General features: G+C 63.3%; 21 protein-coding genes and 1 pseudogene. 8 read left to right on the forward strand and 14 right to left on the reverse strand.

What is annotated here, in order from left to right; translation table 11 throughout:
* Nucleotides 1–114: 114 nt before the first annotated feature.
* The 8 genes and pseudogenes from ACM62G_RS03530 to ACM62G_RS03565 all read right to left on the reverse strand — a co-directional run bounded on the left by ACM62G_RS03530 (nucleotide 115) and on the right by ACM62G_RS03565 (nucleotide 12,236).
* Complete coding sequence (locus tag ACM62G_RS03530; RefSeq protein WP_419736701.1) at nucleotides 115–3,708, reverse strand: glycosyltransferase; 3,594 nt, start codon at nucleotides 3,706–3,708, stop codon at nucleotides 115–117.
* A gap of 114 nt (nucleotides 3,709–3,822) precedes the next feature.
* Nucleotides 3,823–5,400, reverse strand: a complete 1,578-nt coding sequence (locus ACM62G_RS03535; protein ID WP_419736702.1) for a flagellar hook-associated protein 3 — start codon at nucleotides 5,398–5,400, stop codon at nucleotides 3,823–3,825.
* 13 nt (nucleotides 5,401–5,413) lie between these two features.
* Complete coding sequence (gene flgK / locus ACM62G_RS03540) at nucleotides 5,414–7,474, reverse strand: flagellar hook-associated protein FlgK (protein WP_419736703.1); 2,061 nt, start codon at nucleotides 7,472–7,474, stop codon at nucleotides 5,414–5,416.
* A gap of 10 nt (nucleotides 7,475–7,484) precedes the next feature.
* Nucleotides 7,485–8,782: pseudogene (gene flgJ, locus ACM62G_RS03545) on the reverse strand (flagellar assembly peptidoglycan hydrolase FlgJ).
* A gap of 10 nt (nucleotides 8,783–8,792) precedes the next feature.
* Nucleotides 8,793–9,902, reverse strand: a complete 1,110-nt coding sequence (locus ACM62G_RS03550; protein ID WP_017902224.1) for a flagellar basal body P-ring protein FlgI — start codon at nucleotides 9,900–9,902, stop codon at nucleotides 8,793–8,795.
* Nucleotides 9,903–9,914: 12 nt separating this feature from the next.
* Entirely contained in the window at nucleotides 9,915–10,610 is a 696-nt protein-coding gene (gene flgH, locus ACM62G_RS03555; protein ID WP_054061206.1) for a flagellar basal body L-ring protein FlgH, read from the reverse strand.
* 53 nt (nucleotides 10,611–10,663) lie between these two features.
* Complete coding sequence (gene flgG, locus ACM62G_RS03560) at nucleotides 10,664–11,449, reverse strand: flagellar basal-body rod protein FlgG (protein WP_010449983.1); 786 nt, start codon at nucleotides 11,447–11,449, stop codon at nucleotides 10,664–10,666.
* 46 nt (nucleotides 11,450–11,495) lie between these two features.
* On the reverse strand, nucleotides 11,496–12,236 hold the full coding sequence (locus ACM62G_RS03565; protein ID WP_054061204.1) for a flagellar basal body rod protein FlgF: 741 nt from the start codon (nucleotides 12,234–12,236) through the stop codon (nucleotides 11,496–11,498).
* Between the two features lie 325 nt (nucleotides 12,237–12,561).
* On the opposite strand from ACM62G_RS03565, the gene ACM62G_RS03570 reads away from it, so the two are divergent.
* A complete protein-coding gene (locus tag ACM62G_RS03570; RefSeq protein WP_419736704.1) occupies nucleotides 12,562–13,428 on the forward strand; it encodes a hypothetical protein in 867 nt (288 codons plus the stop codon).
* Nucleotides 13,425–14,147 (forward strand): TylF/MycF/NovP-related O-methyltransferase, encoded by a 723-nt coding sequence (locus ACM62G_RS03575; RefSeq protein ID WP_054061202.1) that lies wholly within the window; start codon nucleotides 13,425–13,427, stop codon nucleotides 14,145–14,147. The genes ACM62G_RS03570 and ACM62G_RS03575 overlap by 4 nt, the downstream gene beginning before the upstream one ends.
* Before the next feature lie 73 nt (nucleotides 14,148–14,220).
* Here the strand turns inward: ACM62G_RS03575 and ACM62G_RS03580 are convergent, their stop codons facing one another.
* Complete coding sequence (locus ACM62G_RS03580) at nucleotides 14,221–15,777, reverse strand: sigma-54-dependent transcriptional regulator (RefSeq protein WP_054061201.1); 1,557 nt, start codon at nucleotides 15,775–15,777, stop codon at nucleotides 14,221–14,223.
* 322 nt (nucleotides 15,778–16,099) lie between these two features.
* Here ACM62G_RS03580 and phhA point away from each other — a divergent pair, with 322 nt between their 5' ends.
* From phhA to ACM62G_RS03610, 6 genes are all read left to right on the forward strand, one after another.
* Nucleotides 16,100–16,885, forward strand: coding sequence for a phenylalanine 4-monooxygenase (phhA, locus tag ACM62G_RS03585; protein ID WP_419736705.1), 786 nt, complete (start codon nucleotides 16,100–16,102; stop codon nucleotides 16,883–16,885).
* A gap of 102 nt (nucleotides 16,886–16,987) precedes the next feature.
* Complete coding sequence (locus ACM62G_RS03590) at nucleotides 16,988–17,344, forward strand: 4a-hydroxytetrahydrobiopterin dehydratase (RefSeq protein WP_017903286.1); 357 nt, start codon at nucleotides 16,988–16,990, stop codon at nucleotides 17,342–17,344.
* Nucleotides 17,344–18,537, forward strand: a complete 1,194-nt coding sequence (locus ACM62G_RS03595; protein ID WP_054064059.1) for an amino acid aminotransferase — start codon at nucleotides 17,344–17,346, stop codon at nucleotides 18,535–18,537. Before ACM62G_RS03590 ends, ACM62G_RS03595 begins: the two co-directional genes overlap by 1 nt.
* Before the next feature lie 192 nt (nucleotides 18,538–18,729).
* On the forward strand, nucleotides 18,730–18,861 hold the full coding sequence (locus ACM62G_RS03600) for a hypothetical protein (RefSeq protein ID WP_275044058.1): 132 nt from the start codon (nucleotides 18,730–18,732) through the stop codon (nucleotides 18,859–18,861).
* An 85-nt stretch (nucleotides 18,862–18,946) separates the two neighbouring features.
* Nucleotides 18,947–19,129 (forward strand): hypothetical protein, encoded by a 183-nt coding sequence (locus ACM62G_RS03605; RefSeq protein WP_054061197.1) that lies wholly within the window; start codon nucleotides 18,947–18,949, stop codon nucleotides 19,127–19,129.
* Between the two features lie 99 nt (nucleotides 19,130–19,228).
* On the forward strand, nucleotides 19,229–20,434 hold the full coding sequence (locus ACM62G_RS03610; protein ID WP_081006113.1) for an MFS transporter: 1,206 nt from the start codon (nucleotides 19,229–19,231) through the stop codon (nucleotides 20,432–20,434).
* Between the two features lie 184 nt (nucleotides 20,435–20,618).
* Here the strand turns inward: ACM62G_RS03610 and arfB are convergent, their stop codons facing one another.
* The 5 genes from arfB to ACM62G_RS03635 form a co-directional block, all read right to left on the reverse strand.
* A complete protein-coding gene (gene arfB, locus ACM62G_RS03615) occupies nucleotides 20,619–21,032 on the reverse strand; it encodes an alternative ribosome rescue aminoacyl-tRNA hydrolase ArfB (RefSeq protein WP_054061196.1) in 414 nt (137 codons plus the stop codon).
* 85 nt (nucleotides 21,033–21,117) lie between these two features.
* On the reverse strand, nucleotides 21,118–22,539 hold the full coding sequence (locus ACM62G_RS03620) for an amino acid permease (protein ID WP_054061195.1): 1,422 nt from the start codon (nucleotides 22,537–22,539) through the stop codon (nucleotides 21,118–21,120).
* A gap of 605 nt (nucleotides 22,540–23,144) precedes the next feature.
* Entirely contained in the window at nucleotides 23,145–24,353 is a 1,209-nt protein-coding gene (gene rluB / locus ACM62G_RS03625) for a 23S rRNA pseudouridine(2605) synthase RluB (protein WP_054064058.1), read from the reverse strand.
* A gap of 265 nt (nucleotides 24,354–24,618) precedes the next feature.
* A complete protein-coding gene (gene scpB, locus ACM62G_RS03630) occupies nucleotides 24,619–25,680 on the reverse strand; it encodes an SMC-Scp complex subunit ScpB (RefSeq protein ID WP_273819330.1) in 1,062 nt (353 codons plus the stop codon).
* A 12-nt stretch (nucleotides 25,681–25,692) separates the two neighbouring features.
* Nucleotides 25,693–26,391 carry a segregation and condensation protein A gene (locus ACM62G_RS03635; protein WP_192842678.1) on the reverse strand — a complete coding sequence of 233 codons (699 nt, stop codon included), beginning with the start codon at nucleotides 26,389–26,391 and terminating at the stop codon, nucleotides 25,693–25,695.
* Nucleotides 26,392–26,403: the final 12 nt, after the last annotated feature.

Below are 26,403 nucleotides of genomic sequence, written 5' to 3' on the forward strand. Positions count from 1 at the left end.
GATTTGGGGAGGGACTTGCAGGAAACGCGCCAGCTCCGCAGGACCGCTCCTGTCGAGAGCCGTCGACGAGGGCGCACCTGCCCTTGCCCTCGTCGGGTGAAGCGTGGCGGCGAATCAGTCCGCCAACCAGCCGTTTTCCCAGTAGCGCAGGTTGTCCCCACGCAGCATGTAGTCGCGCAGTACCGCTTCGCGCAACTCATCACCCATGCGATAGCTGGCATCGGGATCGGCCAGATGCATGCGAATGGCTTGCAGCCATTCCTCCGTGGTGTTGGTGCGGATCTTGGTGCACGGCAGATAGCCTTCATAGGCCCGGGTATCGGTGCAGATCACCGGATAGCCACAGGCGCCATACTCCAGCAGACGCAGGTTGCTCTTGCAGTCGTTGAAGATATGGAATTCCAGCGGCGCCAGCGCCAGGTCCAGATTCAGGCTGGCCAATTTGGCCGGGTAGAGATCGAGACCGATCACCCCATGGAACTCGTGCAGGTAAGGCCGCAGTTCCTCTGGACACATGCCGAAAAAGACCCAGTCCACTTCGTTGGCGAGCTCGCGGACGACATCGGCGATGATGGCCAGGTCGCCACCATGGCTGGTCCCGCCGCCCCAGCCTACGCGCGGCTTGGCCGAAGTGCGCCGCTGGCTGCGAAGCCCGGTCCACATGTGCGGCGCCAGCATGTTCGGCACCACGCGAATATCGTGATGCATCGACGACAGGGCTTCGGCCAGCGGCTGGGTCGAGACCACGACCCGGTCGCACAGCCCGATGCCACGCCGTACCAGCTCCTCCATTTCCGTACTGCCAGGCAGGTTGCGAATATGCCCGTTCTTGCTGGGGACATTGATCACGTAGTCATCCAGCTCATAGATGCGCCGGGCGTTGTTGTAGGTCTTCAAACCGATGATTTCATTGATCGGCTGCTCGGCATAACGCCCTTGCAGGACGATGACGTCGGGAGACTGACGCTCCACCTCAATGATCGACGGCAGGTTGTAGTAGGTTCGGCCCACCGCCCGCCCCGCCGCCTCCAACTCAATCATCGGCTGGGTGACGCGATAATGGCCAATTGCCGAGGCGTTGACCGGCAAGCCCATGATCGTCGGCAGATACCGACCGGCGAATGGCGTCCATCCCGAACGCAAACCGGGCTCGAGACTGAAACTGGCGCTGCCCAGACCATCCAGGGCCAGGTTCGGGTTATACGCCGGATCGTTTGCAACCACCGGCAGCCAGCGCTGATAGAACAACTCCTGCTCCCCGGCCTGGCGCTCCTGCCCGGCAGCATCCAGTTCGACCACCGGCTGCTTGCCCATGGCCACCTGGGCATAGGGCGTCCAGACCACCAGGTAATCACGCTGCACGACGTGCAGGCACAGGTCCACGTCGTTGAGCGTATGGGCCAGGTGCGCCTCATCGAGCCCGCCGATGTCCTCGAAAATCTCCTTGCGCACCATCAGGCAGTCACCGCCCACCGCACTCAAATCGTGGACCGCCTGCAACCGATACATGTACCCGGCAGCCTGCATCTTCTCGCCGTAGAACGGCAGGCCGGCCGGCCCCCGCAAACCGAGAATCAGGCCGGCATGCACGACATCGCCATCCGGGCTGAACAGCTTGGCCCCGACCACCCCGACCTCCGGGCGCTGGGCATGGTTGAGCAACTCGTCCAGCCATTGCGCATTGGTGATCACCGCAAAGGGATTGAGCATCAGCAGGTACTGGCCGCGCGCCTCGCGGGCCGCCGCGTTGCGCACGGCGGCAGGATTGCCGCGGGCAAGGCTCAACACCCGCACCCGCTCGCTGCCCAGCTCGCCCATCGCGGCAAACCAGGCCCTGGCTTCGGCACCTTCGCTGCCATTGTCCACCAGCAACAGCTCGTATTCGCTGTAGGCGGTCTTCTCGAACAGGCTCTCGATACAACGTTGCAGCGCCGCGCACTGGTCCTGGCTGACAATGACGATCGATACCAACGGACGGGTCTCGTGCAGATAGTTCACCCGGTTGATCAGGTCCGCACTACCAGTGCCGATCTCATGGGCCACGCCCAAGCGTTCCAGGTGCGCCCGCAGCAGGCCGTGGTTGAGTTCCACCAGCTCGGGCAGCGATAACCAGCTGGACAGCGCGAAGGTCGACTCCACCAGTATCTGCGCGACATGACCGACCGCACGGGTACCTTCGCTCTCGACCATGCGCCAGAGCATATCGTGGGGCGCCAGCTCACCATGGCTCGAATCGAAACCACCCAGTTCCAGGGCCATTGCCCGCTGGAACGCCAGGGTTCGACCGACATACGGGTAGCCGCGCATCAGGTCGAGGTTGAAGTCCGGCTTGAACACCGGCTCCGCCGACTCGCCTTCCCGTATGCCGCCTTCATCACTGTAGAAGCAGCGCACATTCGGCGAGATGGCGATACGCTCGGCCAGGATCAGCAGCGCCGGCTCGACCAGGCGATCCCCCGCGTGCAACAGGTAGAACCAGTCGGCCCCCTCCAACTGCGGCAGCACCTCGTTCAGTTGCTGCTGCCAATCCTCCTGCAATGGCAGGCGAAACACCCTGTCGCTCAGGCTCGGCTCGCTGCAGGCACTGGAGAGGATCAAGATCAGATCCGGCGGGTAGACCTGCGACTCGAGGCTTTCCAGGGTGAGTTCGAGAGCGGCGGCACTGCCCTGCTCATCGAAAACGATCGGAACGATTTTCGGCCGCGTCGTCCATCCCGCCAACGTATCGGGCAACAGCTTGCGTTGCACCTCGGTCAGCGTGCGACAGGCCAACCATTCGCTGTAGAGCTGACCGAAGCTTTCACTGGCAACCCCGACGCGCCAGCCCTGGGTGGTCTGTTTGGTGCCCAGCGTTCGGCTCAGAGGCAACTCTTCCCATGCCCTGGGCAGTGTGTCCGCCTGCGTCAACGGCACGTAGCGGACCCAGCCCTGGGCCGGGGCGGCCTCGCCACTGCGCGCCTTGAGCATTTGCAGCAGCCATTGCCTTTCGGTCTCGGCGGCCTCCAGCATGGCCTGCTGGCGACTCCAGCGCCCCGGATACAGGCGCTCGATGCCAAGGACATTGTTCAGCACCACCAGGTTGCCGCGCCGCAACAGGCAGATGTACAAGGCCAGGTCGAGGCTCGCGACAAAACAGTGATCGGGCTGGGTCAAGGCGGGCAGCAGTTCCAGCAGGTCCGCGCGACGAAACAGCGCGCAGCTCAGGCCGCCGAGGAAATTGGCCGGAAAGTTCTCGCAGATCGCCAGCAGGTCCTCACCCTTGAACACCCCGGAAACCGGCGACAGCGGACTGTTCTCCAGGCGCGAAGGCAACTGCAGGTCATCGGCGTCCCAGTACAGGCGCTGGGCCAATACCAGGTTGACGTCGGCATGCGCTATCAGCGATTGCGCCTGCTGCTCGATGCAACCGGCCAGCAGTTGGTCGTCATCGCAGAGAAACTTGACATACTCGCCCCGGGCCTGTGCCAGGCAGGCGTTCAGGTTGCCGACCACACCCAGTGTGCGCGGGTTGCGCACATAACGCACGGTAACGGCGGACTGCTCGCCCAGTGAGCGCACCACCTGTTCGATCTCATCGCCCCGACTGTCATCGCAGACAATGACTTCCAGGTGGCCATGGGTCTGCAGCAGCGCGCTGTTCAGTGCCTTGGCGAAAAAACGTGGATTGAAGGCAGGGATGAGAATACTGACAAGCGGAATGGCGTTCACGGCGGGCTCTCGAGCGACGGGAACCCCCATGGTCGCAAGGCTCCCTGAAACCGCTGGTGACAGCGGCGGGTATTCGACGGTCAAGTCATCGGGCGCTTGCGCGCCCGATAGCGTTTAGATCTTGTTGAACAGACCCAGCTGGCTGACCTTGCTGAAAGCCAGTTGAGCGGCCTGCAGCATGGTCTGTTGCAGGGTCAGGCGGGTCATCACTTCGGCAGGATCGGAATCGCGGATCGCCTGCTGGCTGCTGGTGTTGGCCAGCGTCAGGCTCTGGTTGGTCGCCGCCTGGTTATCCAGGGCTTGTCCCCGCGCGCCCACGGTGGTGATCGCCGCACTGGTCTGCTTGAACGCACTGTCGATGTTGGCGATCCCGGCGTTCATCGCTGCCGCCTGCTTCTGCTGGGCCGCCGCATTGCCATCGACCGGCGTGTTCAGGGCATTGATCATCGACGACAGGGTGTCGAGGATGTTCTGGGTCTGGTGGTTGTTGGACTGGACCATGAACTGGTCGCCCGCCGACGCCGCACCACTGAAGGTGAAAGTGACCCCGGCCGCAGTAATGGTCTGCGCCGCGGGTGGCGCAGCCATGGTGCCCGAAGAAATCGGCTGGCTATCCGAGGAAATCGGCGTGGCGTACACGTCATAGGCACCGCCAGCACCGAACTTGATGGTCGCCCCGCCATTGGGGAAAGTGCTGGTGTAGGCCGCCTGGTTGGTGGTGGTCGCCCCGGTGATCACCGTGGTCGACGGGTTGCCGGCACTGCGCGTGGTGTTGAAGGTGTCCGGCTGCGCGCTCAGGGTGAAGGTATGACCGGCAATCACGGTGTCCGGCACATCGCCCGACTTCAGGTTGATATTCAGGTTCAGATCGATGCCACGGAAGTTCACCGTCTGGTTGGCACCGTTGCTGTTACTGACGACACCGTTCTGGGTCGCTTCCGAGGTCACGTCGTTGCCGGCCCCATCAGTGATCTTCAACTGCGTGCTGCTGAGGAAGGTCACGGTATAGGGTTGGCCGGCGGTGAACTTGGCGTCGTAGGTGGCACTGTTGCTGACCAGGCCATTGGACAGGGTCACGCGGCCGTCGTCGACGGCCGGCGAGGTCATGGTGACACTGGTGCGCGCGGTATTGATCGACTGCTGGAAGGCATCCCAGCCGGTGACGTTGCTGCCCAGGGAGAGGTTTTCACCGACCTGCAGGCTCAGGGTCGACTGGTCGCCGTTGTAGCTGAAGGTACCGTCGGCGTTGGCGGTGTAGGGCGTGGTGCTGGTCTTCGAGCCGGCGAACAGGTAGTTGCCGTTGGAATCCTGGCTGTTCATCAGGCCGAGAATCGCCTGCTGCAATTGGCCCAGTTCCTGGGCGGTCGCCTTGCGGTCAGCGTCGGTCTTGGCGCCGTTGTTGGCCGACAGGGCCAGCTCGCGGGCACGCTGCATCGCGTCCTGGATCGACCCCAGCGCGGTTTCGCTCTGGCTGTACTGGGTCTTGAGCGAGTTGGCGTTGGTGGTGTACTGCACCAGCGCAGCGCTCTGCTGACCCAGTTGCAACAGGCGTGCGGCCCCGACCGGATCGTCGGCAGCGGTGTTGACCTTGGTCAGGCTGCTCGCTTCGGCCGCACTCTTGAGCATGCCGTCGTAGCCGCGCTGATAGTTGGCGGCGGTCGTTTCGTAATACTGGGCGGTGGAAATGCGCATGGATTACGACTCCTTAAAGACTGTTGATCAGCACGCTGAAGGTTTCCTGGGCCGCCTTGATGATCTGCGAAGAGGCGGTGTAGTACTGCTGGTACTTGACCAGGTTGCCGGTTTCCTCGTCGAGGTTGACCCCCGACAGCGAGTCCCGGGCGCCCTTGGCGGTCGTCAGCACGGTGGTGGTCGCCTCGCTGTCGGACTTGGCCTGGGCGGCCTTGGTGCCGACGTTGGAGATCAACTTGCCATAGGCATCCGACAGGCTGATACCCTGGCTGGCGGTGCCAGTGTCGACGGTCTTCTTGGTCTGCAGGGCGATCAGGGCTGCGCTGTTGCGGTTGTCCGAGGAAGCGGCACCGGTCATCGAGATGGTGTAGCTCTCGCCGGCTTTCGGGTTGCCACCCACGGTGGTCTGCACGGTGAAGGTCTTCTGCACCGCCGGCGTGACGCTGGTGTCCATCACCGGGTTGCCCGAGGCATCGACCATGTTGATCTTCAGGTTCAGGGTGTTGCCCTGGCCCGGCACGATGGTGCCGGTACCCATGACGTTGCCCTTGGCGTCGGTCAGGGTATAGCCCTGGGTGCCGGCAGCAGCGCCGGTACCGGCGGCGTCGAACACGAGTTTGACGGGTGTGCCGTACTTGATGGCGTCCTGCAGTTGCGCGTTGTTGGTCGCGTTGGGGGTACCCAACTGGTCGACCAGCACCGGCTGGGTGTAGGTCCCGCCGTTGTTGGCACTGGTTACGCCGGTCAGCGGCGCGGCGGCGGCGATGCTCTTGGAGTCGGTCATCACCATCTGGATGTCGCTGGCGCCGCTGCGGGTCGGCGTGACCTTGAAGCTGTCGCCGGCGGTCATCGCCGTGGCGCTGTTCGGGCTCAGGGTAAAGCCGTCGATCACCGGTGCCGGCGTGGTCGTGGTGCTGAAGGTGCCCATGTTGGTACCGTCGGAACGCTTGACGGTGTAGTCGGTACCACTGGTGAAGGTCACCTGGTAGTCATAGGTGGTCAGCGCGCCGGTGTTGCTGATGTTGACGTTCAGGTTGCCGGAAGCCGGGTTGTTGGTCGACTTGGCGATGCTGCGCTGGCTGACCAGCGCAGCACTGTTGATATCGTTGAAGATCGCCGTGCCGAAGTTGCCGTTCTTGTCGATGCCCTGGGCGTTCTGCTTGTTCATCTGGTCGGCGACGACCATGGCCACGCGCCCCAGCTCGTTGAGCGAAGGGTTCAGCACCTCGGTGCGATAGCGCAGCAGGCCACCGATCTCACCGCCACTCACCGTGTCGGTGATGTCGATGGTGCTGGAGGCGCGATCCAGTTGCAGCGAGTAGCGGCTCGGGTCGTCCTTGCTCGGTACGGCCGACAGGGTGTTGGTGGAGTTGCCCATGACCAGTGGCTGGCCGTTGGCCAGATACACATCATAGTTGGAACCGCGCTCGGTCACCGAGGTACCGACCAGTTCGGACAGTTGGCGCACGGCCTCGTTGCGCTTGTCCATCAGGTCGTTGGGCGCACCGGCGGACGGGGAGATCTTGGTGATCTGCTCATTGAGCTGGGCGATGCTGGTCGCCAGCTTGTTCACCTGGTCGGCCATGTCCGCCAGGTTGGTGTTGATCCCGGTATTCTGGTCGTTGAGCTGCTTGGCGATGGAGTTGAAGCGATCGCTCAGGGCCTTGGCGCTGCTCAGTGTGTTCTGGCGGGAAGCGTCATCGGTCGGGGTGGTCGAGACCGACTGCAGAGCGGTGAAAAAGCTCTGCAGGGACGCGGTCATGCCGGTGTTGGTGTCGGACAGCATCGAGTCGGTCGGCGTGACCTGGGCCAGGTACGACGACGCATCGCTGTTGAGCGAGGTCGCAGTGTGCAGTTGCGATTCCAGGTAGGCGCTGTAGACCCGGCGCACATCCGCCAGGGTGGTCCCGGTGCCGATGAAAACGTTGCCGTAACGCTGCGAGGCTGCAGTGGTCTGCACGGTTTGCTGACGCGAATAACCGGCCGTGTCGACGTTGGCAATGTTGTTACCCGTAGTCGTCAGGGCCGAGCTGGCAGCGTTCAACCCCGTCATCCCGATATTGAGCAAACTCATGATTCAGACCTTATAAATTCGTGGAAGCGCCCGTCACCGCAGCGTAGTTCTGGTAGCTCTTCATCTGTTTTGCTATTTGCGTGATCTTGCTGGCGTAATCCGGATCGGTTGCATACCCGGCCTTTTGCAGCTCACGCACAAACTGTTCAGGTTTATCGGCCGACTTCAGCACATCTTGATAGCGACTGTTGCTCTGCAGCAGGGTCACCAGGTCGTGGAAGCTGTCCTGATAGGACGCATAGGAACGGAAGTCCGCTGTTTCCTTGACCATCTGCCCGTCGCGGAACTCACTGGTAATGGCCCGCGCCTGCGGCCCCTGCCAACTGCTGCCGGCCTTGATGCCGAACAGGTTGTGACTGCTGCTGCCATCCTGCTGACGCATGACCGACTTGCCCCAGCCGGTTTCCAGCGCGGCCTGGGCCACCAGGTAGCGCGGATCGACACCGATACGCTTGGCGGCCTGCTCGGCCATCGGCAGCATGGTGGCGACGAATTCGTCAGGCGAGCTGAAGGCACGCTTGGCCGGCGCCAACGGCGGCTGGGCCACCGCGCGACCATAGATCTGCATGCGTGCCGCCGGCACGGCGATGCTGCGGGCCGCCAGGCTGTCGTTCTTCAGCGCCGCATCGGCGGAGGCAGTGCTGCGCTCCGGCACGGCGTAGCCGGCCGCAGCGACCTGGCTGGCGTCGGCGGACGGCACCAGGCCGGCCAACAGCCGGTCGGTGAGCTTGCTCGGCAGCGCCAGGCGCCGGGCATTGAGCTTGGCCACGTCATTGCGCAGGGTGCCATCGGCGGCATTGCCATGGGCAACCCGCGAGGCCCACAAGGCGTGCTGACCGTTGGAACGGGTGAAAGGCGAACCCGGCGTCGAAGTGACGGTACCCGCGGCGATCGGCGTCTCGACCGGTGCGGCAGGCGCTGCGGTCGTGCCGGCCGGCGGTCCGACCGTCAAGCCGCTGTCGGAGGGCCTGGTGTGCTTTTCCTTCGACATCTGGCGCATCAGCACATCGGCCAGGCCGATACCCCCCCCTGGCGGGACATGGTCACCGCCAGTTGCTGGTCATACATTTCCTGATACTGCTTGGCCGTCGGGGTATTGAGCGGGTTGTCCTGGCCCAGCACCTCGGTGGCCGAACGCATCGACTTGAGCATCTGGCTGAGGAACAGCGATTCGAATTCCTGGGCCACCTTGCGCAGGTTGCCGTCGCTGGTGCGATCGCCGACCTTCAGGTTGTTCAGGCGATTGAGGTCGGTGTACGCCCCCGAGTCACTGACGTTGACGATCCCGCTGTTACGAATATCGACCATGGAATCGACCTCAGATCACGATCAGGTCGGCCTGCAGCGCGCCGGCCTGTTTCAATGCTTCGAGAATCGCCATCAGGTCGCCTGGCGCCGCCCCCACCTGGTTCACCGCACGGACGATCTCGTCCAGGGTGGTTCCCGGGCCGAACTTGAACATCGGCTTGGCTTCCTGCTGGGCATTGACCCGCGAGCGCGGGACGACCGCCGTGGTGCCATTGGACAGCGGCCCCGGCTGGCTGACGATCGGGTCCTCGGTGATGGTCACCGTCAGGCTGCCGTGGGTCACTGCCGCTGGCGATACCTTGACGTTCTGGCCGATCACGATGGTACCGGTGCGCGAGTTGATGATGACTTTCGCCACCGCCTGGCCCGGATCGACCTCGAGATTTTCCAGGATCGAGATGTAGTCGACACGCTGGCTCGGGTCCAGCGGCGCGGTCACCCGTACCGAACCACCGTCGATGGCCTGGGCCACGCCTGGGCCGAGCATGTCGTTGACCTTGTCGACGATGCGCTTGGCGGTGGTGAAGTCGGAACGGTTGAGGTTCAGGGTCAGGCTGTTGCCCTGGTTGAAGCCGCTCGGCACAGCCCGCTCGACGGACGCACCACCGGGGATCCGGCCAGCCGACGGAACGTTGACGGTGATCTTCGAACCGTCACGCCCCTCGGCATCGAAGCCACCCACCACCAGGTTGCCCTGGGCGATGGCGTAGACGTTGCCGTCGATACCCTTCAAAGGCGTCAGCAGCAGGGTGCCGCCCCGCAGGCTCTTGGCGTTACCGATGGAGGACACGGTGATGTCGACCACCTGCCCCGGCTTGGCGAACGCCGGCAGGTCGGCACTGACCGACACCGCCGCGACGTTCTTCAACTGGACGCTGCCGGAGTTGGCCGGCACCTTGATGCCGAACTGCGACAGCATGTTGTTGAAGGTCTGCAGGGTGAACGGGGTCTGGGTGGTCTGGTCACCCGTACCGTTCAGGCCGACCACCAGACCGTAGCCGATCAGCTGGTTGGAACGTACGCCGGAGATACTGGCGATGTCCTTCAACCGTTCGGCCTGGACACTGAGGGCGGTCGACATCAGCAGCACGGCCGCCATCAGATGCTTGAAGTTGAACATGATCGTCGGCACCTAGAAAGGCCAGAGTGGGCTGAGGAAGAAACGGTCGAACCAGCCCGGCTGACTCGTATCGGCAAAGGAGCCGGTACCCGAATAGGTGATGCGCGCATCGGCCACGCGGGTGGACGGCACGGTGTTATCGGTGGCGATGTCGTCGGCCCGGACCAGGCCGGCGATCCGTACCAGCTCGTCGCCGGTATTGAGGGTCAGCCACTTCTCGCCACGCACGGCGATGATGCCGTTGGGCAGCACATCGGCCACGGTGACGGTGATCGAACCGGTCAGGCTGTTGCTCTGGCCGGCCTTGGCGGAGCCGTCGCTGGCACGGTTACCGGTATAGCCGGCATTCAGGGTGAGGTCGCCACTGCCCAGCGGGTTGTTGGTGTTCGGCACACTGCCAAACAGCGAAGTCAGGCCCAGGCTGTTGGAGCTTTTCTTCGACAGGTTGGAGTTGGCGTTCTTGCTGGCCTGGGTCGCTTCGTTCAGGGTGATGGTGATGATGTCACCGACCCGGAACGCCTTGCGGTCGCCATACAGGTTCTGTTCGAAACCGGCCTGGTAGATCGAGCCGTTGTTCGCCGCGGCTGGCAGCGGGGTCCGCGGCAACACCGGCGCATAGTACGGGTCATTGGGTTTGGGCGGCGGGCTTACGCACCCCGCCAGCGCAGCAATCCCACTCAGCGCGAGAATAGAAAACAACCGATTCATGACCCTTACCTCACGGTGTTGCCGGCGACCCCGGGGCCGCCACATAGACTTGATTACAGATTCTGCGCGACGAACGAGAGCATCTGGTCGGCGGTGGAGATCACCTTGGAGTTCATTTCGTAGGCACGCTGGGTGGTGATCATGTTGACCATCTCCTCCACGGTGCTGACGTTGGAGGTTTCCAGGGTGCTCTGCTCGGTGGTACCGAAACCGTTCAGGCCCGGCGTGCTGACCTGTGGCGCGCCGCTGGCGGCGGTTTCCAGGAACAGGTTGCCACCGATGGCCTGCAGGCCGGCCGGGTTGATGAAGTCGGCGGTCTGCAGGTTGCCGATCACCTGCGAAGCCGGGTTGCCGGCGGTGGTGATCGAGACGGTGCCGTCCTTGCCGACAGTGAAGGTCTGGGCGTTGTTCGGGATCACGATCGCCGGCTGCAGGGCGAAACCGGCGGCGGTGACGATCTGGCCGGTGTTGTCCAGGTGGAAGGTGCCGTCACGGGTATAGGCCGTGGTGCCGTCCGGTTGCAGGATCTGGAAAAAACCACGGCCGTTGACCGCGATATCCAGGGGCTGGTCGGTGGTCTGCAGGCTACCGGCGGCGAAGTTCTTCTGCGTACCGACGATGCGCACACCGGTACCCAGTTGCAGGCCCGACGGCAGTTCGCTGTCCTGGGTCGACTGGGCGCCAGGCTGACGCTTGATCTGATACAGCAGGTCCTGGAACTCGGCACGATCACGCTTGAAGCCGGTGGTCGAGACGTTGGCCAGGTTGTTGGAAATGGTGGTCAGGTTGGTGTCTTGCGCCGCCAAACCTGTTTTTGCAACCCATAGAGCCGGAAGCATTCTGTTCTCCTTCGCGCGCCTGTTTTACGGCGCTACGTTGTGGTGATTAGCTGATCTGCAAGACCCGAGCCATTGCCTGGTCATCGTCTTTCGCGGTGTTCATCATCTTGATGTGCAGTTCGAACTGCTTGGACAGGGCCAGCACCGCGGTCATCTCTTCGACGGCATTGACGTTGCTCGCCTCGAGGAAACCCGACTCCAGCTTGACGCTGGCATCGACGGCCGCCGGCTGCCCATCCTTGGTGTGGATCATGCCGTCCAGGCCCTTGGTCATGTTCTTGAGGTCGGGCTTGACCAGTTTGATGCGGTCGACCACGGCCACCACGCGTGGCCCCTCGCCCATCGAGCGGATGCTGATGGTGCCGTCCTGGCCCACTTCGATCTTCGACTCGGGCGGCACGGCGATCGGGCCGGCGTTGCCGATCACCGGCATGCCGTTGCCGGCACGCAGCACACCGAGCGCGTCAATATTCATGCTTGCGGTACGCACATAGGCTTCGCCACCGTCCGGGGTCTGCACCGCCATCCAACCGTCGCCGCCCACGGCCACGTCGAGATCGCGCCCGGTTTCCTGCATCGCGCCCGGCGAGAAATCGGTTGCCGGCCGCTCGCTCATGGCAAACGCACGCGCCGGAAAGACGTCACCGAACACCGGCATCGAACGGGCCTGTTCCAGGTCACGCTGAAAGCCGCTGGTAGAGATGTTCGCCAGATTGTTGGCATGCGCCTTTTGCGCCAGGGCGTTCTGGCTGGCGCCGGTCATTGCCACGTAAAGGTACTTGTCCACAGTCTTTCCTCTTGCTGACGGACGTTTGCCGCCCACCGCTGTACGGCGAGAGGCTTAGCAATTTCTGCACCAACATTGCTACAAGACCGGCAAAGCCCAGGCCGGACGGGCCCAAACGGACAATGGAGAGCTTTCGAGGCCGCCGGACAGAGACGAAAAAACGGCGGAGTCATGCCGCCAGCGGCAAGTATCGGTCGGCTTACACGGCACCCGCCCCTCCCAGGTTCGGGAACGGACCTTGCAAGACAAGCCGGCAAATGACTGATTTCAGTTTGTCGAGGTACGGCCGACACCTAAATCAGCCAAAGCATTCAGGAGGGCTAACGTGAACCTGTACATCAACCAGTTGCAGAAAAAGGCCGACTTCAGAGACGCGATCTATTCGGGAGCGGTATTCCTGGATACCAACCTGGAGACGGCCAGGCAGCTGTGCGCCTTCGCCCAGGAGAGCATCACGGTGGCCTTCGACGGTGAAACCGATCACCCGTCCCTGCACAAGATGATGCCGGTCGAGGAGTTCGTCGCCCGGGTGACCCGCCTCAAGGGTCAGTTCACCAACAGCCAGCGCGTCAAGGATCTGATCCAGGGCTTCGTGCATGAAATCGGCCTCGATCCGCGCGAATACATCTTCGACGTACCGCGCCTGCGCGTCGTGCCCCACTACAACTACCTGCACGCCGGCGTCAGCTATGCCTACAAACCGCATCGCGACACCTGGTACGGCGGCGTGGACTGCCAGATCAATACCTGGATGCCGGTCTACACGATCAGGCCGGACCAGACCATGATGATCAACCCCGCCTACTTCGACAAACCGGTGCAGAACACCTCGAAGGACTGGAGCCTGGATGACTGGATCAACAACCAGCGCCACAAGGCCAAGGAGAACCTGACCGAGGAGGTGCGCATGCATCCGGTACCGCTGGGTGACATCGATGCCTCCTCGGAAATACGTATCGCCGGCAACACCGGAGAGATACTGACCTTTTCCGGTTCGCACCTGCACGGCACCGTACCCAACTACACCGAACAGACCCGCTTCAGCGTCGACTTCCGCCTGATGCACCTAGACGACCTGCGGCACAAGCGCGGCGCGCCCAACGTCGACAGTGCCTGCCCGGATGTCGGTGCCGGTTTCAAAGACTACTTCCACGCCCACGACTTCTCGAACTTCCAAGGAATACAACAATGACCAAGCGCCGTATCACGCCTGCCGAAGCCCAGTACAACGAAACCCGCGCCGGCGTCCTCAAGCGGGTCGACGCCGAGTACGTGGCCGATGCGCCCTTCGTGTTCGCCAACCGCATCAACGTGACCGCCGCGCTGTCGCGCATGGAACTGTTCAAGAAGGTCATGGACGTACCGGGCGCGATCATCGAGTGCGGCGTGTACAAGGGCAACTCGCTGATGCTCTACATGCACCTGTCGATGATCCTGGAACCCTACGCGATCAACCGTTCGATCGTCGGTTTCGATACCTTCGAAGGCTTCACCAGCATCAACAAGGACGAGGATCCGTCCGACATCAACGAGAACATGTTCTCCGACACCGACCAGTCGCTGATCCAGGAGATGATCGACGCCAACGACCTGCTGCGCCCGGTCAACCGCATCCCGCGTTGCGAACTGGTCAAGGGCGACATCTGCAAGACCGTGCCGGAGTTCGTCAAGAGCCGTCCGGACCTGGTCGTGGCGATGCTGATCCTCGATACCGACCTGTACGAGCCGACCAAGGTCGCCCTGGAAACCTTCCTGCCGTACATGCCCAAGGGCGCCATCGTGGTCCTCGACGAAGTCGCCTACCGCAACTTCCCGGGCGAAACCAAGGCCCTGCGCGAAGTGTTCGACATGAACAAGATCGAACTCAAGCGCCTGCCGTTCGACTCGTGCGTGGGTTACTTCCACATCTGAGTGACACCGGCCCTGATGCGTCGCATCAGGGCCTCGTGGAAACCGGCTTGCCGGCTCCTGCAGAAATTCCCAGCTACTCCTCCTTGAGCACCTCGTAGGCCTTGAGCTTGTTGGCAATGGTGGTATGGGAAACCCCCAGGCGCTTGCCCAGCGACCGGCTGCTCGGATGTTCCGAATACAGCCGTTCCAGCACCGCCTTCTCGAACCGCCCGACGATCTCGTCCAACCCGCCCTCCAGGGAAAAATCCCCCAGTGGCTGGCGAACGCCGTAGTCCGGCAGGCGGATATGCTCGGCCTTGACCAGGCCGCCATCGCACAACGACACCGCCTGGAACAGCACGTTTTCCAGTTGGCGGACATTGCCCGGCCAGTGGTAATGGCTCAGCCGCTCCATCGCCGCCGGCGCCAGCTTCGGCAACGGGCAACCGATCTGCCGGCTGGCCTGGTCAAGGAAATGCTCCACCAGCGGCGTCAGGCCATCCAGGCATTCGCGCAACGGCGGAATATGCAGCGACAGCACATTGAGGCGGTGATACAGGTCCTGGCGAAACTCGCCGCGGGCGCACAGCTCCGACAGATCGACCTGGGTCGCGCAGATCACCCGCACGTCGAGGTAGACCTCCTCGTCGCTGCCGACCCGACGGAAGCCACCATCCTGCAGAAAGCGCAGCAGCTTGGCCTGCAGCCGCGGGCTCATCTCCCCCACACCGTCAAGAAACAGCGTACCGCCCGCCGTGAGTTCCAGCAGGCCGAGCTTGCCCTCGGCCCGCGCCCCCTCGAACGCGCCGGGACCGTAACCGAACAGTTCGGTCTCGGCCATCGACTCCGGCAGGCCGGCACAGTTGAGCGCCATCAAGGGCGCCTGACCACGCGGACTGGCCAGGTGGCAGGCACGCGCCAGCAACTCCTTGCCGGTGCCGGTTTCGCCCTCGATCAGCAGCGGCGCATCCAGGGGTGCCATGCGCCGGGCCTCGCGGACCACCGCCGCCATCACCCGTGAACTCTGGAAGATGCTGTCGAACCCGCGTAGCTCCTGCTTGCGCACGTTGTAGATCCGTTCGCCGACCTGGTCGGCCCGGTGCAGCGTCAAAACCGCGCCGGCCATGGCTTCGCTGTCCTCGTGCTCGGGCTGCAACGGGGCGATATCCGCCAGAAACACGTCACCCTTGACCTTGACCCGCAAGCCATTGATCCGCGACTTGTTGCTGCGCACCAGTTCCGGCAGGTCGAAATCCGGCGCATAGCGGGACAGGGCAATCCCCGGCACCTCGTCGACCCGCACCCCGAGCAACTGTGCCGCCGCTCGGTTCGCCGCGACGATGCAACCGCCCATATCGATGGACAACACCGGAAACTCCAGCGCGCCCAGCAAGGCATTGAGCTCCATGTGCCGACGCTCGCTGGGCATCAGCCCGACCCGTTTCACGCCGAAGACCCCGGCGATGGTCTCGAACCGCGGCCGCAGCGCCTGGAACTGCAGATTGATCAGGTTGGGACAATGCAGGTAGATCGCATTGCCCTGGTCGCCGCCGACCTCGCCCCGGGCCACGTTGATGCCGTAATCCACCAGCAGGTTGAGGATGTCGCGAAGGATGCCGATGCGGTTCTGGCAGTGCACTTTGATACGCATGAAAAAAGCCCGGGAAGGTGATCAGGACTGCTCGACGGGAACGAAACCTCCACCCAGACGGGTCTGGCGGGATCGATCCGAGAACTTTTTGGGTGGCGCCGCAGTTTTTCGTAAAGATTACGTGACACCGATCAACAAAACCACCCAGGAAAAATGCCGACCACCGGGCACAACGCGACATTTGTAACGATTACTTTACGGAAAAAGCCCACCTGCGCCACTTCCTATACCGGCCAGCCGGGTGCATTCGCGACCATGGCGGATCAACACTTAGGCACAACGCTGGACATAACAAGAACGATCCCTCTAGCAGGAGAGCTGTATGAAGCAGACGCAATACGTGGCTCGCGAGCCCGATGCGCAAGGGTTTATCGACTACCCGGCCGCCGAGCACGCGGTGTGGAACACCCTGATCACCCGGCAGATGAAAGTGATCGAGGGTCGTGCCTGCCAGGAATACCTGGACGGTATCGAAAAGCTCGGCCTGCCCCATGACCGGATTCCACAACTGGGCGAAATCAACGCCGTACTGGCCGCGACCACCGGCTGGCAGGTGGCCCGGGTGCCGGCGCTGATTCCCTTCCAGACCTTCTTCGAACTGCTGGCCAACAAGCAGTTTCCGGTAGCGACCTTCATTCGCACCGAAGAGGAGCTGGACTACCTGCAGGAACCGGACATCTTCCACGAGATCTTCGGCCACTGCCCGCTGCTGACCAATCCCTGGTTCGCCGAATTCACCCACACCTACGGCAAGCTCGGCCTCAAGGCCACCAAGGAACAACGGGTGTACCTGGCGCGGCTGTATTGGATGACCATCGAATTCGGCCTGATCGATACCCCGCAAGGCCGACGCATCTACGGCGGCGGCATCCTCTCCTCGCCCAAGGAGACGGTCTACAGCCTGTCCGGCGAACCCGAACACCAGCCGTTCGACCCGCTGGAAGCCATGCGCACCCCCTATCGCATCGATATCCTGCAGCCGGTGTACTTCGCCCTGCCGGACCTCAAGCGCTTGTTCGACCTGGCCCACGAGGACATCATGGGGCTGGTCGAACAAGCCATGCAACTGGGCCTGCGGGCCCCTAAATTCCCGCCCAAGGCCGCTTGACCGGCGACCTTCGGCCACCTCCCGAGAGCCCTCGCGCCGATGCCACCGACCGGTATCGCCGAGGGGCGTGCAACGAACAAGAACGACAGACAGGAATACACCATGACCACCCTCACCCAAGCCCACTGCGAAGCCTGCCGCGCCGATGCCCCACAGGTCAGCGACGAGGAACTGCCGGTACTGCTGCGGCAGATTCCGGACTGGAATATCGAAGTTCGCGACGGCATCATGCAATTGGAGAAGGTCTACCGCTTCAAGAACTTCCAGTTCGCGCTGGCCTTCACCAATGCCGTCGGCGCCATCTCCGAAGCCGAGGGCCATCATCCGGGCCTGTTGACCGAGTGGGGCAAAGTCACCGTGACCTGGTGGAGCCACTCCATCAAGGGCCTGCACCGTAACGATTTCATCATGGCGGCACGCACCGACGAGGTCGGCAAAACCGCCGAGGGCCTTAAATAATGCATTTCAACGCCATCGCGCGCGTACCCGGCGACCCGATCCTCGGTCTGCTGGAGGCTTATGCCCAGGACCCGAACCCGAACAAGTTCGATCTCGGTGTCGGCGTCTACAAGGACGCCCAGGGCCTGACGCCCATCCTGCAGTCGGTCAAGCTGGCCGAGCAGAAGCTGGTGGACGGGCAACTGACCAAGTCCTATATCGGCGGCCATGGCGACCTGCGTTTCGGCAGCCTGTTGTGCGAACTGGTGATGGGCGCGGATTCGCCGCTGATCGCCGAGCGCCGGGTCGGTGCCACCCAGACCCCGGGTGGCACCGGCGCGCTGCGCCTGAGCGCGGACTTCATCGCCCAGTGCCTGCCGGGACGCGGCATCTGGCTGAGCGACCCGACCTGGCCGATCCATGAGACCATCTTCAACGCCGCCGGCCTGAAGATCAGCCACTACCCCTACGTCGGCGCGGACAACCGCCTGAATGTCGACGGCATGCTCGCGGCCCTGGAACAGGCGCCCAAGGGCGACGTGGTGCTGCTACACGCCTGCTGCCACAACCCGACCGGTTTCGACCTGTCCCATGCCGACTGGCAGCGGGTGCTGGAGGTCGTTCGCCGGCGCGAGCTGCTGCCACTGATCGACTTCGCCTACCAGGGCTTTGGCGATGGCGTCGAGGAGGATGCCTGGGCGGTCCGCCTGTTCGCCAGGGAACTGCCGGAAGTGCTGATCACCAGTTCCTGCTCGAAGAACTTCGGCCTGTATCGCGAACGTACCGGCGCGCTGCTGGTCTGCACCGCCAATGCCGAGAAGCTGCTGGATGTGCGCAGCCAACTGGCGGCGGTGGCGCGCAACCTCTGGTCCAACCCGCCGGATCACGGCGCCGCAGTGGTGCTGACCATCCTCGGCGATGCGCAGTTGAGACAACTCTGGGCCGAGGAAGTCGAAGCCATGCGTGCGCGCATCGCCCAACTGCGCAGCGGCCTGGTCGAGGCACTTACGCCCCATGGCCTGGCGGAACGCTTCGCCCATATCGGTGTGCAACGCGGGATGTTCTCCTACACCGGTCTGTCGCCAAGCCAGGTACAGCGGCTGCGTGACGAGTACAGCATCTACATGGTCAGCTCCGGCCGGGCCAACGTCGCCGGCATCGACGCGACCCGCCTGGATGCACTGGCCGAGGCGATCGCGGCCGTCTGCAAGTAAGCCCATGCGCTCCCCCACCCGGGGGAGCGCACTGGCGGGCAGCATTTGTTCAATGCCCCGGCGACGAATGGCCGAGCCGCATGAAAGATAAAAAATCTTTCTGTCACCTGCAGTGCTGTATCCTGCCCAGGCTTTTTAAAAGCGCGGATCTACCCAGCGATTTAAAAACAGACTTTGCAAGGAGTGACGACGATGCACGAAATACCCAACTTCCCCTTCCCGAGCCTGCACGAAACTGAGCAGAAAACCCCGCAACAAGCCAGCGCCGAACAGCCTGAAACCCATGAGGCTGCCGACAGCCTGAAGGCCGACAGCAAGGACTGAGGCCTGTAAGAACTGACCGTGTGAAAAACCACCAGCTGATGTTTTTTCACACGGCCAGGCAGAACCCATCCTCCAGGAACACACCGTGACCGACACCTTCGACGAAACCCAGGCCAACCTGCTGATCGGCACCGCCGAACAGATGATCGCACTGTGGAACAACCTGTCCGAGGAAAAGCAGGCCGCCCTGCTCGCCCGCTTCGGCAGCCAGGAAAATGCCCTGGCCGCACTGGTGACCACCCGCTTGCTGGCACAGCCGCAATCCTGATGCCCTGTCCGACGTTTTTTTCGATTTAACGCCCTACAACTCTCTTAGCCTCGTTATCATAAGCAGCCTATCTTTACCCTTCGCTGCCATGGTGAGCCTTTGCCCACGTCAGATTCCCAGCGCCCCCTCGCGGTGACGCTGCAAGTCGTTTCCATCGTCCTGTTCACCTTCATCGGTTACCTGAACATCGGCATCCCGCTGGCGGTACTGCCAGGTTACGTCCACAGTGAGCTGGGTTTCGGCGCGGTTATCGCCGGCCTGGTGATCAGCGTGCAGTACCTGGCGACGCTGCTCAGCCGCCCTTACGCCAGCCGGATCATCGACAACCTGGGCAGCAAGCGCGCGGTGATGTACGGCCTGGCCGGCTGCGGCCTGAGCGGGGTGTTCATGCTGCTGCCGAGCTTCCTCCAGGGTGTGCCGGCCCTGAGCCTGGCCAGCCTGTTCATCGGTCGGCTGATCCTCGGCAGCGCCGAGAGCCTGGTCGGCTCCGGCTCCATCGGCTGGGGCATCGGCCGGGTCGGCGCGCAGAACACCGCCAAAGTGATTTCCTGGAACGGCATCGCCAGCTACGGCGCCCTCGCCGTCGGTGCGCCGCTGGGGGTGTGGCTGGTCAACCAGTTGGGTCTGTGGAGCATGGGTGTCAGCATCCTGCTGCTGGCGAGCCTCGGCCTGCTGCTGGCCTGGCCGAAGCAGGCGGCCCCGATCGTCGCCGGTGAGCGCCTGCCGTTCCTGCACGTCCTCGGTCGGGTACTGCCCCATGGCACCGGGCTGGCACTGGGCTCCATCGGCTTTGGCACCATCGCAACCTTCATCACCCTATATTACGCCACCCGGCATTGGGGCAACGCCGTGCTGTGTCTGACCCTGTTCGGCGCGAGCTTCATCGGCGCCCGGCTGCTGTTCGGCAACCTGATCAACCGCCTCGGCGGCTTTCGCGTGGCGATTGCCTGCCTGTCGGTGGAAACCCTAGGCCTGTTGCTGCTGTGGGTTGCGCCGGATGCCCACTGGGCACTGGCCGGCGCGGCGCTGAGCGGGTTCGGTTTCTCGCTGGTGTTTCCGGCGCTGGGCGTGGAAGCGGTCAACCTGGTACCGGCCTCCAGCCGCGGTGCGGCAGTGGGCGCCTATTCGCTGTTCATCGACCTGTCGCTGGGCATCACCGGCCCGCTGGTCGGCGCGATCGCCGCCGGCTTCGGCTTTGCCTCGATTTTCCTGTTCGCCGCGCTGGCCTCGGTTTCCGGCCTGGGCCTGAGTCTCTACCTGTATCGCCAGGCCCCTAAACGTCGCGAGCAGCGCGACCAGGCCTGAGCCCGACGCGGGAGGGTTCCGTGCAAGGCTTGTGGGCCCATTCGCGGGCAAGCCCGGCTCCTACAGGACATGCGGCAACCAAAAGTCTTGTGTACACCGCACATTCTGTAGGAGCCGGGCTTGCCCGCGAATGGGCCAGCATAGTCACCGCCGCCCCAAAGACTTTGACGAATGACATAGAGCGTCAGTAGTCCACCTTGCCGCGTCCGGCCTTGATCGCCCCGCGCTGGGACTTGCTGTCCAGGCGGCGCTTTTTCGAGCCCAGGGTCGGCTTGGTCGGACGGCGCTTCTTCTCCACCTTCGTCGCCGCCTGGATCAGCTCCACCAGGCGCAACAGGGCATCGGCGCGGTTCTGCTCCTGGGTCCGGTATTGCTGGGCCTTGATCACGACCACCCCGTCGCCGGTGATACGGCTGTCGCTCAGGGCCAGCAGGCGCTCCTTGTAGAACGGCGGCAGCGACGAGGCCGGAATGTCGAAACGCAGGTGCACCGCGCTGGAGACCTTGTTGACGTTCTGCCCACCGGCCCCCTGGGCACGAATCGCCGTCCACTCGATCTCGTGGTCGGGCAGTTGCACGTTGTTGGAAATCACCAGCATGGAAAAGACGTCCGCGATCAGAGCGTTCAGGATACAGAAATGACAAACCCGGCACAGGGCCGGGTTTGTCGGTGACAGGTGCCGTCTACTTCACGGCGGAGCCTGCAACCGGCAGGCCCTGCTGGGCACCGCGACGGTTCTTGATGCCGTAGCAGACCCACATGAACACCAGCCACACCGGAATCGCGTACACCGAGACCTGGATGCCCGGGATCATCAGCATGATGCCGAGGATGAACACCACGAACGCCAGACAGATGTAGTTGCCGTACGGGTACCACAGCGCCTTGAACAGCGGCGCCTGCCGGGTGCGATTCATGTGCTGGCGGAACTTGAAGTGCGAGTAGCTGATCATCGCCCAGTTGATCACCAGGGTCGCGACCACCAGCGACATCAACAGCTCCAGCGCATGCTGCGGGATCAGGTAGTTCATCAGCACCGCGACGAAGGTCACCAGCGCCGAGGCGAGGATCGACCACACCGGCACCCCACGCTTGTCGATGCGGGCCAGCAGCTTCGGCGCGTCGCCCTGCTCGGCCATGCCCAGCAACATGCGGCTGTTGCAGTAGGTACCGCTGTTGTACACCGACAGTGCCGCGGTCAGGACCACGAAGTTGAGGATGTGCGCCGCGGTGTTGCTGCCCAGCATCGAGAACACCTGGACGAACGGGCTGCCACTGTAGGCATCGCCGGAGGCGTTGAGGGTGGTGAGCAGGCTGTCCCATGGGGTCAGCGACAGCAGCACGACCAGGGCACCGATATAGAAAATCAGGATCCGGTAGATCACCTGGTTGATGGCCTTGGGAATCACGGTCTTCGGCTTGTCGGCTTCCGCCGCGGTGAACCCGAGCATCTCCAGGCCACCGAAGGAGAACATGATGATCGCCATGGCCATGACCAGGCCGCTGACGCCGTTGGGGAAGAACCCGCCGTGCGACCACAGGTTGCTCAGCGCAGCCTGCTCGCCGCCATGGCCACTGACGAGCAGGTAGCTGCCCAGGGCGATCATGCCGACGATGGCCGCGACCTTGATGATCGCGAACCAGAACTCGGCCTCACCGAAGACCTTCACGTTGGCCAGGTTGATCAGGTTGATCAGCACGAAGAAGCCTGCCGCCGACGCCCAGGTCGGCACGTCCGGCCACCAGTAGTGGATGTACTTGCCGACCGCGGTCAGCTCCGACATGCCCACCAGGATGTACAGGATCCAGCAGTTCCAGCCCGACAGGAATCCGGCGAAACCGCCCCAGTACTTGTGGGCGAAGTGGCTGAAGGAGCCGGCGACCGGCTCTTCGACGATCATCTCGCCCAGTTGGCGCATGATCATGAAGGCGATGAAGCCGCAGATCGCGTAGCCGAGGATCATCGACGGACCGGCGGACTTCAGCACCCCGGCCGAACCGAGGAACAGACCGGTACCAATGGCCCCACCGAGGGCGATCAGCTGGATATGACGATTTTTCAGGCCGCGTTTCAGCTCGCCCGAAGGAGGAAGGGTTCCACTCATTGGAAAGGGTCTCACGCAAGGTTGGATGATGTTCGTGGGCGTCGAGGTATCAGCGATAAGCGATAGACGAAACCCTGGGGACAAACACCAGGCCGCGGCGTGGACGCCAGGTATTCAGAAGGCAGTGATTGCGAGGATTGCTACAAGTCATGCGTCACCTGTTTGTTTTTATCTGTGACGAAATCGAACCCATCGTGCTTGTGACAGGATGGAGTGAACAAGGCGGATAACCTTGAGGGTATTGGCCTTCGGGGCGTCGCAAGGCAGCCACCGGACAGCACAAAATGCGCGAGTACGCAGTTGGGTCACAGTTAAAACGGCGCGCATTGTACACCGCCAGACCACCACCGGCAGGTATGGGGATATCAGACCGCCGCCGCTGGCGGCGGACAAGAGGCCTTGCCTGGGCAAAAACCAGGATCGCCCGACGCCTCGGAAACTATTCCTTACAGGGCACCGTAGCCAATGAATTCAGGGGGTTTGCCCGGATAACTCGTCAATTTTTTCTGACGACGCGTAACGAAAATTTTCCACTTCGCGCAGCGAAAAAATCTGCAAAAAAAAACGCCAATCGGACGATTGGCGTTTTCTCAAGACGCTTGGGCTTATTCAGGCTTGCGCCGACCGAAGCCGGGACGCTGGCCGGACCCGGCCGGTGCACCACGCCGCTTGCCCGAAGGCGTGCCGTTGTCCACCAGGCCAATGCCCGGGCGCTTGGACTTCGGCGCCGGCTTGCCCGGGCGCTTGCTGTCCGCCGGGCGCTCGGCCACCGGCGTCCCCCGGTTCGCCGGACCACGGCCAGCCGGGCGCGGTGCCCGCGGAGCCCGCTCGCCATCCTGACGGGACGGCTTGCGTGCCGGACGCTCGCCTTCGATCTGCGGCTCGCGACTCGGACGCTCGGCAGCGTCGCCGATCGCCGGACGCAGGGTCCGCACACGCTCGCTCCGGGCCATCGGACGCGAGGACTTGCGCTGCATGCGCTCCAGCTTGTCCTTGCTCTTGGCGTTCAGTTGCGGCATCGCCACCGGGGTCAGGCCGACTTCGGCACTGAGGATATCGACCTCGGACTGGCTCATTTCGCGCCAGCGGCCCATCGGCAGGTCGGAGTTGAGGAACACCGGACCGAAACGCACGCGCTTCAGGCGGCTGACCACCAGCCCCTGGGACTCCCACAGGCGACGGACCTCACGGTTGCGGCCTTCCATCACCACGCAGTGATACCAGTGGTTGAAGCCTTCGCCACCGGGCGCCTGCTGGATGTCGGTGAACTTGGCCGGGCCGTCCTCGAGCATGACCCCAGCCTTGAGGCGCTCGATCATTTCGTCGTCGACTTCACCCCGCACACGTACCGCGTACTCGCGGTCCATCTCGTAGGACGGATGCATCAGGCGGTTGGCCAGTTCACCGTCGGTGGTGAACATCAGCAGGCCGGTGGTGTTGATGTCGAGGCGACCGATGTTGATCCAGCGCCCGTCTTTCGGCCGTGGCAGCTTGTCGAACACGGTCGGACGGCCTTCCGGGTCGTCACGGGTGCAGATCTCGCCATCGGGCTTGTTGTACATGATCACCCGGCGCACCGACTCCGCGGCCTCTTCGCGCTTGATGACCTTGCCATCGATGGTGATGGCGTCGTGCAGGTCGACGCGTTGGCCGAGGGTGGCCTCGCTGCCATTGACCTTGATCCGGCCCTGGCTGATCCAGCCTTCCACGTCACGGCGCGAGCCCACGCCGATACGGGCGAGGACCTTCTGCAGTTTTTCGCCTGCGGGGCGGATGGGTTGGCTGTCCTGGTCTTGCAGATCGTTGTCACTCATCTGGGCACCTCCCGGTGTGTCGATTCAGGCCTGGCCTGATAGAGATAAAAAACTGTCGTGGACGAACGGGTTCGTCGAAGGGCCGAGAATCATACGCGGATCTTCGACGTTGCGCATCATGTAGGAGCCGGGCTTGCCCGCGAACCGCCGAAGGCGGCCTGCATGCGGGTGCCCTGGCATGCCCGGGCGCCATGGCGTGACCAGCCGATCCGACCGCTCATCGCAGACGGGCTAAAGACACTTGGCCCCCCCACACAAGGTTACCTCAATCCTCCCACTGGCGCCGTTCGTTCTCGATGGCTTCGGCCAGTGCCTGGGCCTCGGCTTCCTCTTCGCTCAGTTCGGTGGCCGGTTCAGGCGCCGACTTGCCGGCATCCAGCGCGGCAACCGCAGCCAGCAAACGCTCGCGGGCTTCGGCGGCACCGACCTGGTCCTCCTCCGGCTCGTCCTCGATTTCGTCTGGCTCCGATTCAGGCTCCGCCCCAAACCCGTCATCCAGCCCGGACTCCGCCTCCTCCTCCCGCTCCGGCAGGTCGAAGGCCCCAGGAGACGACAAACCGGGCTCGTCCGCAAACGCCCCCGTCGACGCTGGAGCCTCGCCATCCCGGAGCAGGTCGTCGAAGTCGGTCTTGATCCCCTCCTCCATGGAGTCCAGCTCCAGCAGCAGGGTATGGAAGCTGGTCTCCTCCTTCTTCGGCTCGTCTTCCGCGTCCGGATCGACACTGGCATCGGCCAGCGCCTGCAGCCCCTCGGGCACCGGCGCGTCGTCGAAGTCGAGCACCGGGTCCGGTTCCAGCTCGCGCAGTTCCGCCAAGGGTGGCAGGTCGTCGAGGTTCTTCAGGTTGAAATAGTCGAGAAAGGCCTTGGTGGTGGCGAACATCGCCGGCTTGCCCGGCACCTCGCGATAGCCGACGACGCGGATCCACTCGCGCTCCAGCAGGGTCTTGACGATCTGACTGTTGACCGCCACACCCCTTACATCCTCGATCTCGCCACGGGTGATCGGCTGGCGATAGGCGATCAGCGCCAGGGTTTCCAGCATCGCCCGCGAATAGCGCTGCGGACGCTCCTCCCAGAGCCGGCCGACCCACGGCGCGAATTTCTCGCGAATCTGCAGGCGGTAACCGGAGGCCACCTCCTTGAGCTCGAAGGCACGGCCCTCGCAGGACTTGGCGAGGATCGTCAGGGCTTTCTTGAAAACCGGCGGTTCCGGGCGCTCGCCCTCCTCGAACAACTCGTACAGGCGTTCCATCGATTGCGGCTTTCCCGAAGCCAACAGGAAGGCTTCAAGCAGCGGGGCCAGCTCGCGGGGTTCAGTCAGGTTCATTGATTAAGCTCGTTATTCGGCGCGGGCACGCACATGGATCGCCGCAAAGGGCTCATTCTGCACCAGCTCGACCAGGGATTCCTTGACCAGTTCGAGGATCGCCATGAAGGTCACGACCACGCCGAGCTTGCCCTCCTCGGCGCTGAACAGCTCGACGAAGGGCACGAAACCGCCACCCTTGAGACGTTCGAGCACATCGCTCATGCGCTCGCGGGTCGACAGCTGCTCACGCGTGACCTGGTGGCTTTCGAACATGTCGCCACGGCGCAACACTTCGGCCATGGACATCAGCACCTCTTCCAGGGCGACATCCGGCAGCAGCTTGCGCGCGCGGGCCTCGGGGGCGTCCAGTTGCGGCACGATGATCTCGCGGCCGACCCGGCTCAGGCCATCGATACCTTCGGCGGCATTCTTGAAGCGCTCGTACTCCTGCAGCCGACGAATCAGTTCGGCCCGCGGGTCCTCTTCCTCCTCCTCGACCTCGGCAGAACGCGGCAGCAGCATGCGCGACTTGATCTCGGCCAGCATGGCCGCCATCACCAGGTACTCGGCGGCCAGTTCCAGGCGCACCGATTGCATCAGTTCGACGTAGCCCATGTATTGGCGGGTGATTTCCGCCACCGGAATGTCGAGGATATCGATGTTCTGCTTGCGGATCAGGTACAGCAGCAGGTCCAGCGGGCCTTCGAAGGCTTCGAGGAAAACTTCCAAGGCATCCGGCGG

The organism is Pseudomonas sp. COR18, assembly GCF_048568395.1.
GTDB lineage: Bacteria > Pseudomonadota > Gammaproteobacteria > Pseudomonadales > Pseudomonadaceae > Aquipseudomonas > Aquipseudomonas fuscovaginae_B.